The sequence below is a fragment of the Ruegeria sp. CRTD044 genome (genome assembly GCF_059613485.1).
This window is the reverse complement of the sequence record NZ_JBXWSP010000011.1, coordinates 192,048-209,703: the sequence shown is the minus strand read 5'-3', so window position 1 is coordinate 209,703 and position 17,656 is coordinate 192,048. Positions and strand designations below refer to the sequence as shown.

General features: G+C 59.1%; 12 protein-coding genes and 1 pseudogene. 6 read left to right on the top strand and 7 right to left on the bottom strand.

Annotated elements, in window-relative coordinates:
• The first annotated feature begins 60 nt into the window (after positions 1-60).
• Positions 61-2,367, top strand: coding sequence for a Tex family protein (locus tag AC2FNL_RS10980; protein ID WP_496833600.1), 2,307 nt, complete (start codon positions 61-63; stop codon positions 2,365-2,367).
• 21 nt (positions 2,368-2,388) lie between these two features.
• Here AC2FNL_RS10980 and AC2FNL_RS10975 read toward each other — a convergent pair whose 3' ends face one another.
• Positions 2,389-3,663: a replication initiation protein gene (locus AC2FNL_RS10975; RefSeq protein WP_093963740.1), complete on the bottom strand. Its 1,275-nt coding sequence runs from the start codon at positions 3,661-3,663 to the stop codon at positions 2,389-2,391.
• A 546-nt stretch (positions 3,664-4,209) separates the two neighbouring features.
• On the opposite strand from AC2FNL_RS10975, the gene AC2FNL_RS10970 reads away from it, so the two are divergent.
• The 4 genes from AC2FNL_RS10970 (at position 4,210) to AC2FNL_RS10955 (ending at position 11,423) form a co-directional block, all read left to right on the top strand.
• The gene (locus AC2FNL_RS10970) at positions 4,210-5,631 is read left to right on the top strand and encodes an AAA family ATPase (RefSeq protein WP_496833599.1); all 1,422 of its coding nucleotides are present in this window, start codon (positions 4,210-4,212) and stop codon (positions 5,629-5,631) included.
• Positions 5,624-6,691 carry a ParB/RepB/Spo0J family partition protein gene (locus AC2FNL_RS10965; protein WP_496833597.1) on the top strand — a complete coding sequence of 356 codons (1,068 nt, stop codon included), beginning with the start codon at positions 5,624-5,626 and terminating at the stop codon, positions 6,689-6,691. Before AC2FNL_RS10970 ends, AC2FNL_RS10965 begins: the two co-directional genes overlap by 8 nt.
• Positions 6,692-7,200: 509 nt before the next feature.
• On the top strand, positions 7,201-10,347 hold the full coding sequence (locus AC2FNL_RS10960) for an adenylate/guanylate cyclase domain-containing protein (protein WP_496833596.1): 3,147 nt from the start codon (positions 7,201-7,203) through the stop codon (positions 10,345-10,347).
• 155 nt (positions 10,348-10,502) lie between these two features.
• Positions 10,503-11,423 carry a hypothetical protein gene (locus tag AC2FNL_RS10955; protein ID WP_480727755.1) on the top strand — a complete coding sequence of 307 codons (921 nt, stop codon included), beginning with the start codon at positions 10,503-10,505 and terminating at the stop codon, positions 11,421-11,423.
• A gap of 86 nt (positions 11,424-11,509) precedes the next feature.
• Here the strand turns inward: AC2FNL_RS10955 and queF are convergent.
• From queF to AC2FNL_RS10925, 6 genes and pseudogenes are all read right to left on the bottom strand, one after another.
• A pseudogene (gene queF, locus AC2FNL_RS10950) lies at positions 11,510-11,886 on the bottom strand (preQ(1) synthase); the annotation flags it as partial.
• A 143-nt stretch (positions 11,887-12,029) separates the two neighbouring features.
• The gene (locus tag AC2FNL_RS10945) at positions 12,030-13,493 is read right to left on the bottom strand and encodes an aldehyde dehydrogenase (protein WP_496833594.1); all 1,464 of its coding nucleotides are present in this window, start codon (positions 13,491-13,493) and stop codon (positions 12,030-12,032) included.
• 11 nt (positions 13,494-13,504) lie between these two features.
• Positions 13,505-14,542: an LLM class flavin-dependent oxidoreductase gene (locus AC2FNL_RS10940; protein WP_496833593.1), complete on the bottom strand. Its 1,038-nt coding sequence runs from the start codon at positions 14,540-14,542 to the stop codon at positions 13,505-13,507.
• A gap of 1 nt (position 14,543) precedes the next feature.
• Entirely contained in the window at positions 14,544-15,458 is a 915-nt protein-coding gene (locus AC2FNL_RS10935) for a flavin reductase family protein (RefSeq protein WP_496833591.1), read from the bottom strand.
• Positions 15,455-16,270: an alpha/beta fold hydrolase gene (locus AC2FNL_RS10930; RefSeq protein ID WP_496833590.1), complete on the bottom strand. Its 816-nt coding sequence runs from the start codon at positions 16,268-16,270 to the stop codon at positions 15,455-15,457. Before AC2FNL_RS10930 ends, AC2FNL_RS10935 begins: the two co-directional genes overlap by 4 nt.
• Positions 16,242-16,844, bottom strand: coding sequence for an amino acid synthesis family protein (locus tag AC2FNL_RS10925; protein WP_496833589.1), 603 nt, complete (start codon positions 16,842-16,844; stop codon positions 16,242-16,244). The genes AC2FNL_RS10930 and AC2FNL_RS10925 overlap by 29 nt, the downstream gene beginning before the upstream one ends.
• Positions 16,845-16,946: 102 nt before the next feature.
• On the opposite strand from AC2FNL_RS10925, the gene AC2FNL_RS10920 reads away from it, so the two are divergent.
• On the top strand, positions 16,947-17,648 hold the full coding sequence (locus AC2FNL_RS10920) for a GntR family transcriptional regulator (protein WP_496833588.1): 702 nt from the start codon (positions 16,947-16,949) through the stop codon (positions 17,646-17,648).
• The last annotated feature ends 8 nt before the right edge of the window (positions 17,649-17,656 follow it).

Sequence of the window (17,656 nt, the reverse complement as noted above, 5' to 3'; positions counted from 1 at the left end):
TTTTCCTTGGCGCGGACGCTGGCTAAGACGGTCCTCCAACCAAAGATCAAGGAGGCCCCGTTGGATCGCATCACCCAGACCATCGCCACCGAAATCAATGCCCGGCCGCAACAGGTCGAAGCGGCGGTCAAGCTGCTGGACGAAGGCGCCACCGTGCCCTTCGTGGCGCGCTACCGCAAAGAAGTGACGGGCGGGTTGGACGACAGCCAGCTGCGAACCCTGTCCGACCGGCTGGCTTACCTGCGCGAGCTTGAGGCGCGGCGCGAGGCGATCCTGAACTCGATCAAGGATCAGGGCAAGCTGACGGACGATCTGGCCAAATCAATCGCCCGGGCCGAGACCAAGGCGCAGCTGGAAGACATCTACCTGCCCTACAAACCCAAGCGCCGCACCAAGGCGATGATCGCGCGGGAAAACGGGTTGGAGCCGCTGGCCGACGCGATCTTGGCCGACCGTAGCGCCGAGCCCGAGGCGCTGGCCCAGGCCTTTGTGACCGAGGCCGTGCCCACCACCAAAGACGCGCTGAACGGCGCGCGCGACATCATCACCGAGCGTCTGACCGAAAACGCCGCCCTTCTGGGCGAGCTGCGCAGCTTCATGCAGGCCGAGGCGCTGCTGACCTCGAAAGTGATCGAGGGCAAGGAACAGGAAGGCGCCAAGTTCAGCGACTATTTCGATCATGCCGAGCCCTGGGCCAAGGTGCCCTCGCACCGGGCACTGGCGATGCTGCGCGCGTCGAAAGAGGGGATCGTGACGCTGGACATCGCCCCCGACCGCGAAACCGGCGCCGCCCGGGCCGAGGCGATAGTGGCCGCACATCTGCACACGCGCGGTGACGGGCCGGGCGATGTCTGGCTGCGCAAGGTCGCAGGCTGGACCTGGCGGGTGAAGCTGTCTCTGTCGATGATGGTCGAGCTGATGGCCGATCTCCGCAGCCGCGCGCAGGAGGAGGCCATTCAGGTTTTTGCACGCAATCTCAAAGACTTGCTTTTCTCGGCCCCCGCTGGCCCCCGCCCTACATTGGGGCTGGACCCGGGCATCCGCACCGGCGTCAAGGCCGCGGTGGTGGACGCCACGGGCAAGCTGGTGGCGACCGACACGCTGTATCCGTTCCAACCCAAGAAGAATCTGCGCGGCGCACAGGCCACGATTCTGAACCTCATCGCCACCCACAAGGTCGAACTGATCGCCATCGGCAACGGCACCGCCAGCCGCGAGACCGAGCGGCTGGTGGTCGACACGCTGAAACTGCTGCCCAAGGGGGTGCAGGCGCCCACCAAGGTCGTGGTGTCCGAGGCCGGGGCCTCGGTTTATTCGGCCTCGGAACTGGCCGCGCGCGAGTTTCCCGACCTGGATGTCTCGCTACGTGGCGCGGTGTCGATCGCCCGCCGCCTGCAGGACCCGCTGGCCGAGCTGGTCAAGATCGAACCCAAGAGCATCGGCGTCGGCCAGTATCAGCATGACGTCGATCAACACCGGCTGAGCCAGTCTCTGGAAGCGGTGATCGAGGACGTGGTGAACGCCGTTGGCGTCGATCTGAATACCGCCTCGGCGCCGCTGCTGGCCCATGTCTCGGGCCTGGGCCCCGGTCTGGCCGAAGCCATCGTGGCGCATCGCGACCTGAACGGCGCGTTCCGGTCGCGACAGGATCTGCTGAAGGTCGCCCGCCTTGGCCCCCGCGCCTTCGAGCAATGCGCGGGCTTCCTCCGCATCCGCGACGGGGATGAGCCGCTGGACGCCTCGGCCGTCCACCCCGAAGCCTATGACGTGGCCCGCCGCATCGTGCAGGCCTGCGGCCGCGACATCCGCCAGATCATGGGAAATGACGGCGCACTGCGCGGCCTGCGCGCCGAACAGTTCGTCGATGACCGCTTCGGCCTGCCCACGGTGCGCGACATCCTTGCAGAATTGGAAAAGCCCGGCCGCGACCCGCGCCCCAGCTTCGTGACCGCCAGTTTCAAGGAGGGCGTCGAAGAGATCACCGACCTCAAACCCGGCATGGTTCTGGAAGGCACCGTAACCAATGTGGCGGCCTTTGGCGCCTTTGTCGATATCGGCGTGCATCAGGACGGTCTGGTGCATGTTAGCCAGCTGGCCGACCGGTTCGTGAAAGACCCGCATGAGGTAGTCAAGGCCGGTCAGGTCGTGCGCGTCCGTGTCGTTGAGGTCGACGTGCCGCGCAAGCGGATCGGGCTGAGCATGCGCAAGGATTGCGCTGCCTCCGACCGGCAAGATCGCGACGTCAAAGGCCAGAGCGCGCGCGGAAAGAATACAGGCATACCGAAATCACAACGCGCAAAATCACCCCATAATGCGCAGCACAGTGCGATTGGGGATGCGCTGCGAAATGCATTGAAAAATCAATAAGCCCCCTGCCCCGCCTGAACTTCAGGCGGGGGTTTCCGTCTGGAACGCGTCGGGCTCCAACTCCTCCCAAAAGGCAAAAATGGCATTGGCGTTCAAACCTGATCGCCATCCGTGTTGCCGGAAGTTCTCTCGGTCTAGCTCGTCCGACAGAGTCGACATGAACAAGCGTTTGTCGGCATCCCGTTGAGTGGGGTTTCGCCGCGAAACCAGGTCTTCGACTATGGCCAGCTTGCGGGCACGCTCGGCGCGCTCCGCCACGCGCGCGGCATAAGCTTGATCTTCGCGCGCTTTCTCTTCCTCCCGCTGCTTGGCTGCGGCCAGCGCCTCGGGACTAGGCGGCTTCACGGTCTCTGCCGCGGGAGCCTTGTAGTCATCGCGCAGGGCGGCCGAAAGATATCCCAGCGTTGATTTCACGTCCCCCTGCCCGGCTACATAGTCCAGCTTCTGCTGAACGTAATCCTCACCATGCTCAGAGATCCACTGCCGCGCCAGCCGATCGGACACCCCTTGTTTGCGCAAGGTTTTGTAGACCGCCAGGTTGCGCACCCCATCGCTGTCGTCGATCTCGAACATTGCCTTCTGCGGGTTAGCCTTGATCAGGAACCGAATGTCGGTGACGCTTCGGCCCTTCTTGCGGAACTCGGGCTCGATCAGAATATCCGAGCTCTTGTTCACCTCGGCCACAGCGGGTTTGATGATCTTGGCATTCAGGTGTTTGAAGCTCGTGTAATAGTCACTGCCGTCCACACCCATCAACTTGCGGAACACCTCGAGCGCCCACCACCCGGTCGACCCGGTACGGACGAAACGATAACAATTTTCATACAAGGCCAGCCCGTGCCCCGAGCTGAAATTGCGCTGGATATGCACATTGATCAACGCATAGATCTTCGGATCGTACAGCTTCTGCGCCAAGGCCGGGGAATAGGCGTATTCGCAGATCCCGCCCTTGAGCTTGGCGAAACTCAGCAACGACGACACGCCCCACTCTTGCCGACCTTTTTCGTCGAGCATGTCCCATTCGGCCACTGTCTCGGCAAGCGCTCTCAGGCTGGCGCGCAGTGTGTCGAAGTCGTTCGAGTTGTAGCCTACCATCATCGCCAGGGTGCGAGCATCGATCGTATGGGTCTGCGCGGTGGTCAGTGAGTCGTAGGCATTGAGAAGCAACACGTTGGACAGCTTGCGCTGCAACAGCGTCAGCTTGCCGCTGATATGGATCGCGGCCACATTCTTTTTCACCGTTTCCCGACGCAAAGCGCCTGAGAGGTGATCCATGTCCAGTTGTGTATCCGGCATGATTCTGCCCGGCTGCTCGTTTCCCAAGTTTGTGACACAAAAGGTACCCGTGGATCAACTGAATTTGGGTCCCCATATGCAGGACGGAGTGAATCCCGTAGACAGGTACCTATCCGAATCGGCGACCCAGTTATCCACAGAAGCGGGGGGCAATTGGTTCAAACTTGGAGTCGTGTCCCGCGTGGGCGGCGGTCATCGCAATCGGATTAGACCCTAAATAGTCTACGATAGAGCCAAACCGCGAATCGGTGCCCTACTCCCCGGATTCGGGACCCTTTGATCCTGTATACAGGTGCCTTTGATCCCGAAGCCAGGAACCCTTGGTCCTGTATCCAGGTGCCAAAGCTGGCGTAAACACATGTTTTATCGATGTTTTCAGCAAGCAAAGAATCTAAAACTCTGAAAGAAAATAAACTTTTTGGTGTGCACTTTTTCCAGAATAAATGCTGGTTTCGTCGCGAAACCGAACTCTTCGTCATTCTTCTGTGGAAAACTGCTCTTTCGAGGATAGCGCAGAAAGAAAATGTTCGGTACATTTCCTGACATATGCTGGAAAGGCGAACATTATTCGAGGCATCGACAGTGACAAAATCTAAACAACCCGCTCTACCGCCGTATTTCAATCTGGATCCGGCCAAGGCTGCATCAAAGTTACCCGATCCTATCGGGACATCACGATTCGCAAAAGCTGCAACCTTCTGTGCCAAAGGGCGCGAAGATCTGGCGCGCCGCGGGTATGCGCCCGATGGCGAAAAGCGCCTTCGCCGGTTTTCGATATGGGAGATTACCAAATATCTGATCCCAGTGGCTCCGGCCCACCTGCGCCGTGTCCTCAAGGCGAATCCTGACCTTCCGCAAGGCGAAGGCGAAGCGGGATCGAAATGGTTCACGCTCGAAGAAGTTCTGACCTTGAGGCACCATTTCGCTGCTGAAGGTGTAAGCACCAAGGAATACCTGCCTTACCGACCGGAAAACTTGCCGGCAAAAGTTGTTGCCGTTGCCAATTTCAAAGGTGGAGTGGGCAAGACGTCGACCGCTGCTCATCTGGCAATGTCGGCTGCTTTGGACGGTTATAAAGTGCTGGTGATTGACCTTGATAGCCAGGGATCCATGACATCCATCCTGGGTGGTCGCGTCGCGGATGAATGGCAGACGGTCTTCCCCTTGATCGCAAAAGACTATGCGCGCGCGGTCCAGGAAGAGAACAGGGTCCGCGCCGCTGCCGGTCAACCCGAAATTCCGTTGGACGAAACTCTGCAAGAGGCATTGAGGACCCAACCTCAGGATGTCATTCAGAAGACCCACTGGCCCAACATTGATCTTATTGGCGCTCAACTGAACCTGTATTGGGCCGAATTTCAGATCCCGGTCTGGCGGATGGGCCTTCGCAGCTGGCCGCTGTGGGACGGGCTCACCAACTTCTTGCAGGACGAGGCCGTATTGAATGACTACGACATCGTGTTCCTCGATACTCCTCCTGCACTTGGGTACCTAACGATCAATGCGCTGGCCGCAGCGGACATTTTGCTGGTGCCGCTCGGAGCCTCATTCCTCGAGTTTGATTCCACCGGGCGCTTCTTCGACATGCTCTACACCACGTTCGCCAGCATCGAGGATGGCGAGAACGCGGCACAAAGGGCGGCTGGGTTGCCCGAACTGAAGTTCGAGTGGGATGTCGTGCGCGCGATCATCACCCGGTTCGACGCCAGCCAGCAGACGGACATGGCCAACGTAATCCAGGCGTATTTCGGTGACTTCATGAACGCCTATCGGCAGGATTACACCGCCTTGGTCGGTCAGGCCGGAGAACAGGTGAACGGAATCTATGAAGCGGACTACCGTGACTTTAACCGCGACACCTATGTCCGAGGGCGAGAGACCTTCGATCGGACCTACGCGGAATTCAAAGAAGTACTGATCGGGTGTTGGTGGCGCGACGCCCAGATGGGAGGACAGGCAGATGGCTAAACGCAGAAGACTGACGGCGCCGGATGCGGCGGAACTTGAACAACTCGAGGCTGGTTTCGCCGCGAAACCCTCGATCAGCCCGTTCGAGGCCAACCCGTCAACTCCGCCAATCGCGCAGGTCGCGGCCGAGGCCGCAACGCTGAATGGCATGGCAGCGGTGACCGACCGCGCAACCCTTGCAAAAGACCAAGGCGACGCTGCGCGTTGGCGGGATGCCCAGGGCGCGGGCTTGGTCGCAGAGATGGTGCCCATCGATCAGATCGACGCCGATTTCTTGCGGCGCGACCGCATGGTCGATGACGAAGAGGCAATGTCCGAGCTGCTGGAATCTTTGCGCTCCAACGGGCTGCGGACGCCGATCGAGGTGACCAAAACCGAGGATGGCTATGGCCTGATTTCGGGCTATCGCCGGTTGGAAGCCTTCCGCCGCTTGGCTGGCGGTGACCCGAAATTCGCCCAAATTCCCGCGTTCGTGCGCCAGGCTGGCGCAGGGCAGGGCGCCTATGTTTCGATGGTTGAGGAGAACGAACTTCGATCAAACCTCAGCCCGTATGAACGTGGGCGCATCGCAGTCCTCGCCGTGGGGCAGGGTGTCTTCCCGTCAACCGAAGCCGCCGTGGATGTTCTGTTCGCCGCAGCCTCCAAGGCCAAAAGGTCCAAGGTCCGCAGCTTTGCGGTGGTTCACGAAGCCTTGGGCGACTTACTGCAGTACCCGGTTGCGTTGTCGGAGAAGGCGGGTCTCAGGATTGCCGCGGCTATTCGGGATGGCGCGCAGACCAAGCTGAGGGAGGCCTTGTCTCGGGGTGAGGCGACGGACCCGAAATCGGAATTGGCCGTGATAGAGGCTGCGTTGAAGGAAGCGCCCGCACCGACTCAGGAAAAGCCGCGTGGGGGCCGCCCGAAACAGATCCAACGGCTGCCTATTCAGACGCTGCCCAAAGGCGGAGAATTGCGAGCAGAGGTATCGGCGGGCGAATTGCGGATTCATCTTCGCGGTCGGACTCTGAGCGTTGACGAAGCCGCGCTGTTGTTGGACCGGCTGGCCGAGCATTTGGGCTGACCATTATTAACCATTGGTTTGGCCTGTGCTTCCACCGGCCAAACCTTCCTGTAAACAGGTACCTTTCCGCTACTTTCCTTGTAGTGTGCAAAAGGGAATAATTATGATCATTATGACGGACGCTAGGTTTGTTTCCAATAAGCCGGCGTTAAGCCCTTTTGACGCCAAACTGCCTCCGCTATGAATAGCGGAAAGGCAGACTGAAACTCGGATAGTGTGAACGTCGGCTGGGCCAACTCCGGCTGGATGTGTTCTTGATTGAATCCCGTTTGGCCCACAGGTGCATTTCGCCAGCCAGTAGACGCAAATTCCGACTTGGGATAGGTTCGTGTTGGGGCAACAATGCGGGCGTTCTGCCTTGCATTGGCAATTAATACGCAACGCGCTGACTATAAGGGCCGGCATACGGTCGGACATATTTTAGCTTCGTCAGAAACCAGGTCCCTCTGACCGACGCCGATTGAACAAAAGGCAAAACACATTGAAGTAATTTCGACCGAGGACTGAAGATGGCTGACATCAGGGCGTGGTTGGAGAGGTATTCCCTTGAGAAATACCATGATGTGTTTGCCTCGAACGCGATCGAATTGGATGTTCTTGCCACCCTCACTGAAAATGACCTGGTCGAGCTTGGACTGAACCTCGGGGATCGCAAACGCATGATGCGGGCGATCGAGGCGCTTCGCTCGGATCAAGGTGACGTATCACATTCCGAGAATGCTTTCACGTCATCGCAAATTGGGCCTCACGCGCCTCAACCCACGGCATTGGAAGATGTTCCCGAGCGCAGGTATCTGACTTTGGTTTTTGTCGATCTCGTTGGATCGACTGAATTGTCCAGTCATCTGGATCTTGAGGAGTACCGCTCCGTTCTGCACGACTATCAAGCCCTTTGTTTTGATGTCGTGACCCGCCACCAGGGGCACATTGCCCAATTCATCGGAGATGGAGTGGTCGCTTATTTCGGTTATCCGACGGTCGAAGAGAACGATGCGGAAAGGGCCGTTGCCGCCGGACTGGAAATCTGTGGCTCCATTGGTCGTATCAAACACGGCAAGGGTGAGGTCATCGGAGTTCGGGTCGGGATTTCTTCCGGGGAAGCCGTGGTCGACAATCACTCGACTTTGGGGGGCCTGGTGGTTGGTGAGGTGCCGAATTTGGCGGCCCGTATCCAGGAACTGGCTGACCCTGGGACGGTCGCCATCAGCGAGCACACCAAACTGCTGATCGGCAGTAACTTTCGTTGCGAGTGGAAGGGGAAACAAAGCCTCAAGGGGTTTGAGAACCCGATCGGCATCTGGAAAGTTCTGAGTGCGGAAGAGCCGATGCTGCGGTTTCAGGCGCGTCCCGGGGTTCAAGGCTCGCCCTTCGTCAACCGGGTTGATGAGATCGCGACGATCAAGACGCATTGGCAGGCCGCACTGAACGGGGCAGGGCAGGCGGTTATGGTTTCCGGTGAGGCCGGCATCGGAAAATCGCGTCTTGTCGAGGAAGCGACCCGCGGATTCGAAGAGCAGCAATATCTGCGGCTTGGGTTCCAATGCTCGCCCAACCACGAGCGAAGTGCCCATTTCCCGGTTCTCAGCTGGATCAGCCACATGGCCGATTTCCGCAGAACCGACTCCGACCAGCGGAAGCTACGCAAACTCAGGCAACTGTTTCAGGAATGGTCGGAGGTTCCGGAAGACTACCTTCCTTTGTTTGCCTATGCCATGTCGTTGCCGGTGGAGGCCGAGGAAGAGCTGCTGAAACTGCCCTTTGACCGGCTCAAGCAGCAGTTTCAGGAGGCCTTGGTGCAAACCGTTGCTGCGCTGGCGCGGCATCGACCGGTTCTGTTGCTATTTGAAGACCTGCATTGGATCGATCCCTCGACTGAGGAAATCATCGCTTTGTTGATCGAGCGCTTCAGGTTCATGCCGGTCATGATCATGTGCACGTTCCGCCCGTCCTACCATCCACCGTGGGAAGGCCGGGAGGGTGTGGTCCCGCTGACGATTTCCCGCTTGGACCGGGACCACGTCCACCAGATGCTGGATGCGCTTTTGCAGTCCAAGCAAGTGACACAGACCATGAAAGACCGGATCGCGAACAGGACGGATGGCGTCCCTCTGTTTGCGGAAGAGATGGCACGAATGATCCAAGGTGGGTTCTTTGACCAAACCGACGCGTCCGCAATGCAGATGCAACAGGCACTGCCATCGACGCTCAAGGAACTCTTCTGGGCCATGTTTGACCGGCTGAGCACAGCGCGCGATATCGTGCCGGTCTGCGCCGCCATTGATCGCAACATCCTGCCTGCGATGGTCAGTTCGGTCAGCGGTCAATCGTACGAGGCAACTCTGCGCATGTTGGACGAGTTGGTCGAGGCGCAAATATTGGTGCGCCGCGGGGTCAATATGGGAGGCGCCTATGCGTTCCGCCACGCTTTGATACGTGACGCGGCCTATGACCTGATGTTGCCCAGTCGGGCGCGGGCGGTCCACAGCCGGATCGCCGAGGTCCTCGATACTTCGTTCAGTGACCTCGTGGGTCAGAACCCGGAATTGCTGGCGCAGCATTACGCCCGCGCGGACATGCCCAAACAGGCCCGGGACGCGTGGCGCCGGGCGGCAGTCATCTCGGGCGAGCGATTTGCCAACGAAGAAGCCATCCATCATCTTGATGAAGCCTTGACGGAGAACGACAAAATCGCCCCAAGCCCCGACCGGGACAGAGAAGAGATTTCGCTGCGCAAGATGCTGAACGTGGCCCTCAGTACCAGAGCGTTCGGGTCGAAAGAGGTTTTGGCCAATCTGGACCGGTTCCGCCACCTGCTTGACCGTTCTTCAGCCAGTGTGACGGATGCGTTTCTGGCCGTGCATGTGCAGTTCGGTGCTCAGTTGACTCTGGGCGATCCGATGGGCGCGTTGGCTTTGTGTAATTACCTGGAGGAGGTCGCACGGCGCGCGGAAAACCCAACGATGGAGGCGCTCGCGGCGCACAATATCGGCATGAGCAACTTCATGCTTGGGCGTCTCGAGGTCGCAATCTCTGCTTTCGATCGTGCGATTGTGTTGCGCGGGGCAACCGGCCCGGACGATCTGCTGAATTATCACGAGGCAGACATATACTTGGTTGATCAGGCGATGCGGTGCTGGGCAATGGCGCTGCAAAGCGGAGACGGCGGAACGTTTCGCGCCGAGCTGGCGGAACTGGCTGGGCGGATCGGTCGTGAACCACACGATTTCACCCGGTGCTACGGGCTGAACATCCTGGCGACCATCTATCAGATTTTGGGCGACACAGGTGCATTGCTGGATATGGTCAACCAGGCTCTCGAAATCAGTGGGCAACGGGAGTTCCACTACTGGGATGCCTGGGGCCGCATCCTGCACGGCTGGGCGCAGGCATCAGAAGGCCACCATGCCGAGGGGATCGCCGAGATCGCGGCCGGGATCGACGCCTATGTTGAAACAGGTTCAACTCAGATCGTTCTCTACGCTCAGACATTGCTCGCAGACGCGCACTTGATGGCTGGAGAGATTGCCGAGGGCTTGAAGGTGATCGAACTTGTGCGAGCGGGTGAGAAATCCTGGAGTGTCCGGTATCAGCTCCCGTTCACCGACCGGGTCGAGGCGGCCTTGCGCAATGCACAGTCCGAAGTCGCAATGAAGTGAGCCACCCGGTTCGACGCCCTTTTCGCGCCAGATCTATGGTCTAGACATAACTTCCGCAGGGCCGCCGAAAGGTGCAATTATTGAAACATATACGAAAATTTGATAGTGTTTGATGGCATTGTTTCGATTTTTAGATCAAAAAACTGGGGATAATCATGTTCAGACTTAAGGCTTTAGGCGTTTCAATTCTTGGCGCAGCAATGGCGCTTGCAATCCACGGACCAGCAACGGCACAGGAGATTTTGTCCGAAGACGGAACCGTAAAATTTGAAGATGGGATACCGCAGTACTCCGGCGGCACCGAGTTGTTTACTTTTCAGTATCATCAAGTCGTCGACGAAAATGATCCTGAGAACCTGTTGTTTTCGGCGGACCGTCAGTTGGTTTCCTTGGATCCCGTCGAACTTTTCCGGGAATACGGAGACTCCACACGGGTTTTAGAAGCCCCCGGAATGTCGGCGCTTATGGCGCAGTCCCTGGAAGGCGGTTTTGCATCGTCCTTTTCGGACATGGTTCTGACAGAACTTGCGGTGCTGCAGAAGAATTGTGTCGTCAACGGTGCTCCGATCCAAAGTGCAACCATCAAGCCGGTTTACAGCGTTCTGAGGCTTCACACGAACCCGATTAGAACAAACGCCGTGCTGAACATTTTTTCGTACAAGTTGCTGGAATGCAGTGAAGACGGAGTTGATATTTCCATCCCGCTCAAGCGCCGGTGGGTTATCTCGATTGGTTCTGGGTTGGAACAGGGGCCGATCGACAAGACAATCGGTGGGGTCCAGATGAACTACAAGATGTTCGCGCAGGGTAAATCGATCAAGCTGATGGCATATTATTCCAATCTGACACTGCATGGCGAAAGATGGGGACCGGATATGCGTCTAATTTCCGGGTTTGACCAACTCGGCAATGTCGACCCCAGAAACAAGTACTACACTCCGAAGGCCGCAAGTTGCCTTGATATCGACTTCAAGAACAAGCCGCCGAATGATGTTGACGTTTGGTCTGTTGCGCCCAGCGACATGAGGTTCTGCGCCCGTGGGTGCATTCCCGGAGATGTCAGCGCCACCAAGTAAGGCTGTTTCTGTTCAGGTTTGACCAAACCGCAGACCCTGCGCCCGCGACATTTGTCGACTGATCAAGGCGCAGGGTTTTCAAAGGATTAACCGTGTCCGCGATAGGGCGCACGCGCTGATCGGAGATCCAGACATTTTCGGGCATCGCGCATGTCTGCATGAACACGTCGATAGGGATGCCGCCACGTGGATACCAATACCCACCAATCCGCAACCATCGCTGCGTCAAAAACCTGACTCGGCGCCGGGCAATGGAACCGGTGCAGTCCTCTTGGAAGGCGCCGTGGTTTCGGATCGATCCCAGAAACAGTTTCAGCGACTTCGACCTGACAAGCCGGTCCCCCGGAATGTAATCGATCGCCAGATGGGCAAAGTCAGACTGTCGCTTCATCGGGCAGAGCGAAGTGAACGCGGGCGCGGTGAAGCGCACGCATTACTTGAAATCGGCTTGTGGATTCTGAATCCCTGTTTGCAACCTGGGTAGGCTGCAACCGGGATGCGCAGTGTTTAAAGGTGGGCAATCTACTGCCAAGCCGAAATGTTTCGTGGTCTCGAATGTCCCTGAGCTTCCTGCCGAATACTGCGCATTTTGAGGTGGCCGGCAGGTCACCGCATGACAAAAGGATCGGGAATGGGGTCGTCGCTGGTGCGCAGCCAAACGGACTTGATTTTTGTGTAGTCCAGGGCAGCCTGCAACCCGCCCTCGCGCCCGTGTCCGGACAATCCATGCCCCCCAAAAGGAGCGATCGGGCTGACCGCGCGGTAGGTGTTGACCCAGACAATGCCGGCTCGGATTGACCGAACCATCCGATGGGCCCGCGTGAGATTTTGCGTGAACACGCCCGAGGCCAGGCCAAACCGGGTATCGTTTGCGATCGCGATGGCCTCATCCTCTGTTTCGAAAGAAACAACCGACAGGACGGGGCCGAAGAATTCGTGCGTCAGGCAATCAGCATCGCGCGCCCGACTGCAATCCAGAATGGTCGGTGGAAAGTAGAATCCTGCGCGATCAAGTGGCTGGCCGCCAGTAATCAATTGCGCGCCTTGGGCCTGCGACCGGGTGACAAGTTCGGCGGCCCAATTCTGCTGTCGCTGAGTGCACAGAGGTCCGACTTCGGTCGCCATCTCATCCGGTGCGCCGATCACGACCGCTTCCGCCTTTTGCCGCAAACGGTCCAGGACCACGTCCTTGATCGATGCCTGAACCACAAGCCGCGAACCGGCAACGCAGCTTTGACCCGACGCTGCGAAAATCCCGGAGACCTGAGCGTTGACCGCACTGTCCAGATCCGCATCCTCGAACACGATGAAGGGTGACTTTCCACCCAGCTCCAACGAGGTCGACGCCAGGTTTTCCGCCGAGTTCCGCACGATATGCCGTGCCGTTTCCGGCCCGCCGGTAAAGGCGACATGGGCAATTTTTTCGTGCCGGGTCAAGGCAGCGCCGACATCGGGCCCGCCCGTCAGGACATTCAGAACGCCTTCGGGAAATCCGGCCTTGTGAAAAATCCGCGCGAATTCCAGCATTGGGGCAGGGGCCTCTTCCGAGGCCTTCAGCACCACTGTGCAACCGGCCGCCAGGGCCGGGCCGATCTTGACCGCCGACAGGAACAATTGCGAGTTCCAGGGCACGATCGCCGCGACAACCCCTACGGGTTCTCGCCGCAGCCAAACTTCCATATCTGGCTTGTCGATGGGCAAATGGGCGCCTTCGATCTTGTCCGCGAGGCCCGCGTAGTAACGATAGTAATCCGCGACATAGGCAATCTGCGCCGAGGTTTCGCGGATGATTTTTCCTGTGTCGCGGGTTTCCAACTCGGCCAGTCCGGGCGCGTTTTCGGCGATCAGATCTGCCAATCGGTATAGCAGCTTGCCCCGCGCCGTTGCGGTCAGTGACGCCCATTCCGGGGAATTGAAGGCCTTGTCCGCAGCCATCACCGCCTGGTCCACATCGGCTTGGCTGGCGGCGGGGATCTGCGCCCAAGCCTCACCTGTGGATGGATCTACACTTTCGAACCAGGTGTCGCCATCGCGGAAAGTGCCGCCGATATAGTTCTGAAACCGTTGCATCCAGAATTCCCCTATTGAAAGGCCGGCATCACATCCTTGATGAAACGCTCCAACGAGGCCTTTTTGCGTTCAAACGGCATGCTGGAGTCGATCCAGAATGAATACTCGTCATACCCCAATTCCTCGCATCTCCGAAGCCGGTCGACAACGGTATCGGCTGTTCCGATCACTAGGTCCCGCTCCATGTTCTGGGGCGAATAGAACGGATGCTCGGCGACTTCGGCATCACTCAGAGGGGCAATAAGGCCATGTGTGACGTCACGCTTGTTCATGAACCATGCGCCGAAATAGCAGTAGAACCGGTTCAACTCGATGGCGGCCTGTTTCACGTCGTTCTGATCTTCGGCCACATAAGTGTGGCGCAGCAACATGATCTTGGGGCGCGGCATGTCAGGATACTTTGCACAGGCGGCATTGAACTTGGCCATCAGGTCGATGACCTCGTCGTCGCCGTTCCACAATGGCGTGACCTGTACGTTGCACCCTGAGCGTACGGCGAATTCGTGGCTGTTGGGGTCGCGTGCGGCCACCCAGATGGGCGGCCCACCAGGTTGCAGGGGCAGGGGCGACGAGGTGGTCTTGGGAAATTGGTGGAATTCGCCGTCATGGGCGTAATCTCCCTGCCAGAGCTGTTTCACGGCGGGGACGAGTTCGCGCATACGCTGCCCGGCTTCCCAGGCATCCATGCCAGGCATCATGCGTTCGTATTCGTAACTGTAGGCACCGCGGGCAATGCCCAGATCCAGCCGTCCGTCGGTTATGATATCCGTCATCGCGGCCTCGCCTGCCAACCGGATCGGATGCCAGAACGGCGCGATCACGGTGCCGGTGCCCAGCCGGACATTCCGGGTGTGCCGAGCCACGTCAATCAGGCTGAGGAAAGGGTTGGGCGCGATTGTAAAGTTCATCCCGTGGTGTTCGCCTGTCCAGACGGCATGCATCCCTCCGTCGTCGGCGATTTTGCACAGTTGGATGAACTCGTCATACAATTGCTTCTGGTCCTGCTCTGGCGAAATCCGCTCCATATGCGCAAACAGCGAGAACTTCATTTCAACTCCCCCGAACCAACGGTTTGACCCGTCCGCTGGTTTCATCTCCGTAGTATATGCCGAAATTGCCCAAACGGCTTTCTCGGGCAAAACGTTCCAGCATCGTACAGATGGCCGGGTCCGCGACATCCATCAGCGTCGACTCGACGATTTGCGTAAAAGCCCCGTTGGCTGGGGAGCCGTCCTCGGCTTGACAAAGGAACGAGATATGCTGTCGTCGCGACTTGTCTTGGTAGACCGAATAGATGAAGCCCGGTTCTGCCTTGATCCGACATCCCGCGATCAGCTGGGCCAGCGCAGTATCGGCGCCGTTCGCCATGTCCTCGGTTGCCGGAATGGTCAGCCCGCCGTTGCCATCGTCCAGTAGAAGAATCTGGCCGTCCCGCTCGATCAGCGCGGAAACCACGACGCCCGCACGACGGTTCAGCGCCCGGGCTTCGGCGGCAGGCGTCACGTAGGCGCCGCGGGCATAGCCCAGGCCCGGTGCGATCGAGTGGTCGAAGGCCTCGACACGACCGATCAGGATCAGGTGGTCGCCGGCCTCGACCGTCTTGAAAACCGAGCAGTCGAACCAAGCTGAAACCCCGGCAAGAATTGGTGCGCCGTTGGGTCCGGGCTTCCACTCGACACCGGCAAACCGGTCCTGTGAAGGGCGTGCGAAGGTGTTCGAAACGCTGATCTGATCCTCCGACAGGATGTTGACGGCGAAACCGGTGGCTTCAGAGAATGTGTTGAAATTGCTGGAAGTATTGGCAAGACAGACCGATATCAGCGGAGGGTCCAGCGATACCGAGGAAAAGGAATTGGCGGTAAAGCCGATCGGTCGGCTGGATTTGTCATGGGTCGTGACCACCGTGACACCGGTGAGAAAGGTTCCGAACGCGCTGCGCAGGGCGCGAGGGTCGAAATCGGTCATGCGGGCGACCTTTCGTGCGTTGGGGTCTTCAGCCATTGAACAAGGGCCGCGTTGACAGTCTTTGGATCAGTGAGGTTCACCATGTGCCGATGACCGTCGACGACAACCGCCTGCCCCTTGGCGGCCGCAGCGATGGCGCGGGTCATGTCGGGTGTGGAATTCGGATCCTCAGCACCCGTCAACGCCAGCAAGGGGCAAGAGATCTGAGGGTAGCGATCGGCGTAGACCATGTCGCCGCGGGCAAAGGCATCGTAGGCCGTCGCATAGCCGGTTATGTCGACCGCGGCCAACCATGCCGCGACCCTATCCCGAGCGGTGCGGTCGGCCGGACTGTTTGCAAACCAGCGCTGTAGCGGGGTTTCCAGATCAAACGTTCCGGCGCTGATCAAGCCGGCGCGCGCCAGCACAGAGTCCCGGGCCTGATCGTCCCGACGAAACACTCCGTTCAGCAAGGCGACGCGTCGGACCCGATCGGGATGTTCGACCGCAAACCCGCCGGCAATCAGTGCGCCCATCGAATGACCGGCAAGGTTCACGCGATCCAGGGTCAAAGCGTCCAGCACCGCCTGCAGCCACTCCACAAATGCTGGTAACTGCGCCCCCACAGCGATCGGGTCGGACTGGCCATGCCCTGGCAGATCCAGTGCGTAGACCGCGTGCAAGTCGGACAAGGCATCGATCTGCGGCGCCCAGGCCTCCGACTGCATACCGACCCCGTGCAGAAGGACCAGAGGTTCGCCATCAGGCGGGCCGGCAAAGCGCAAGCCAAGGCGCCCGAATGGTTCAGACAGCTGCCGGATTGTCGACGTCATGTCCCAAATCCTTCAGATCCTGATAACGATCTCCAATGCGGTGATGTGGACGCCCTCCGATCGAAGCGCCCAAAGCGATCATGATCTCATCCGGGGCCGGAGCGTCGGCGACCTGCAGGTGGATGGTCAAATAGTGGCTGCGCCGCCCACCATCATTCTTGTCCATCAGGGGAATTTGCATGGCCGCATTTGCCGGTCCGCGCGTGTTGGTGAAGGCAAGGTAGGATTTTGCGCCAACCGCCTCACGATAGGCATTTCCGAACCTCAGTGTATGGATCAGGGCCGACCCGTGCTCGACCTCGCCGTTCACTCCGACAACGGCGGCTTTGCCATAGGCTTCAACCCGGTCACCGCCGCCGGTTGCCTCGAGAATCATCTCGGTCAGCATGTGGCCCAGCCCCGGAGCGCAATCGTGTATCTCTGGACGCAGATCTTCGACAAAGCCGCGGGCGGCCCAGGGATTGGTGACAACGGCGACCGCCGCGATCAAGGTCAAAGGGCGTTCGGCGGTTTTGCCACCTTCGATCAGCGTGTTTTCGACATGCAGCAGTGTTTTACGAATGGTGGCGGGCATCGCAAAGGTCCTGTGATTCCGTTTCCGGCATGATGGTATACCATAAGACAGGATGTCAATCATACCTTGCTGAGGCAACGCGCGACCGATAGGTTCCCGTCCATGACATCGCCAAGACTGACCAAGATCGATCATCCCCCGGCAACCCTTCGCGACATGGTGCAGGAGCGCATGCGCGAGGCCATCATCGAAGGTGTCTTCCAGCCCGGCGAACGGCTGGTGGAACGTCCGCTATGTGATCAGCTTGGTGTCAGCAGGACAGTCATCCGGGAAACGATCCGCTACCTCGAGGCCGAAGGCCTGGTCGAAATTCTGCCCGGGCGCGGGCCCATCGTGGCTTCGATCACACGGGATGAGGCACGGCAGATCTACGATATCCGCCGCATGCTGGAAACCGCGGCCGCCGATAACTGCGCGCGCAACATCACATCAGACAGGGCCAGTAGCCTGCATGGGGCGCTGGTGCGGCTCAAGCAGGGCTTCGTGGACAAGACGCCGGGCTCGATCTTCCGCGCCACTTCAGATTTCTACTCAGAAATTTTCGAGGGGGCAGGGCATCATGTGGCCTGGGATGTGGTCCAGCGCCTGAACGGTCGGATCAGCCGGTTGCGGATGATGACCTTGACGGCAACAGAACGCGACCGCCCCGGAATTGAGCATATGGAGGCCATCTGTTCCGCGATTCAGTCAGGCGACCCCTCCGCCGCGCGCCGAGCCGTTGAACGGCATCTGGACGATGCGGCGTCGGTTGCCGAAACCCTGTTCGATGCAGAAGAGGGCCTGGGCAAAGCCGCAAACAGCTAGATCATGCA

What these genes read in the sequence shown, in the direction of transcription:
- AC2FNL_RS10975 (WP_093963740.1), bottom strand. Translation starts at nt 3,663, where the DNA reads ATGCCGGATACACAACTGGACATGGATCACCTCTCAGGCGCTTTGCGT.
- AC2FNL_RS10970 (WP_496833599.1), top strand. Translation starts at nt 4,210, where the DNA reads ATGCTGGAAAGGCGAACATTATTCGAGGCATCGACAGTGACAAAATCT.
- AC2FNL_RS10965 (WP_496833597.1), top strand. Translation starts at nt 5,624, where the DNA reads ATGGCTAAACGCAGAAGACTGACGGCGCCGGATGCGGCGGAACTTGAA.
- AC2FNL_RS10960 (WP_496833596.1), top strand. Translation starts at nt 7,201, where the DNA reads ATGGCTGACATCAGGGCGTGGTTGGAGAGGTATTCCCTTGAGAAATAC.
- AC2FNL_RS10955 (WP_480727755.1), top strand. Translation starts at nt 10,503, where the DNA reads ATGTTCAGACTTAAGGCTTTAGGCGTTTCAATTCTTGGCGCAGCAATG.
- AC2FNL_RS10945 (WP_496833594.1), bottom strand. Translation starts at nt 13,493, where the DNA reads ATGCAACGGTTTCAGAACTATATCGGCGGCACTTTCCGCGATGGCGAC.
- AC2FNL_RS10940 (WP_496833593.1), bottom strand. Translation starts at nt 14,542, where the DNA reads ATGAAGTTCTCGCTGTTTGCGCATATGGAGCGGATTTCGCCAGAGCAG.
- AC2FNL_RS10935 (WP_496833591.1), bottom strand. Translation starts at nt 15,458, where the DNA reads ATGACCGATTTCGACCCTCGCGCCCTGCGCAGCGCGTTCGGAACCTTT.
- AC2FNL_RS10930 (WP_496833590.1), bottom strand. Translation starts at nt 16,270, where the DNA reads ATGACGTCGACAATCCGGCAGCTGTCTGAACCATTCGGGCGCCTTGGC.
- AC2FNL_RS10925 (WP_496833589.1), bottom strand. Translation starts at nt 16,844, where the DNA reads ATGCCCGCCACCATTCGTAAAACACTGCTGCATGTCGAAAACACGCTG.
- AC2FNL_RS10920 (WP_496833588.1), top strand. Translation starts at nt 16,947, where the DNA reads ATGACATCGCCAAGACTGACCAAGATCGATCATCCCCCGGCAACCCTT.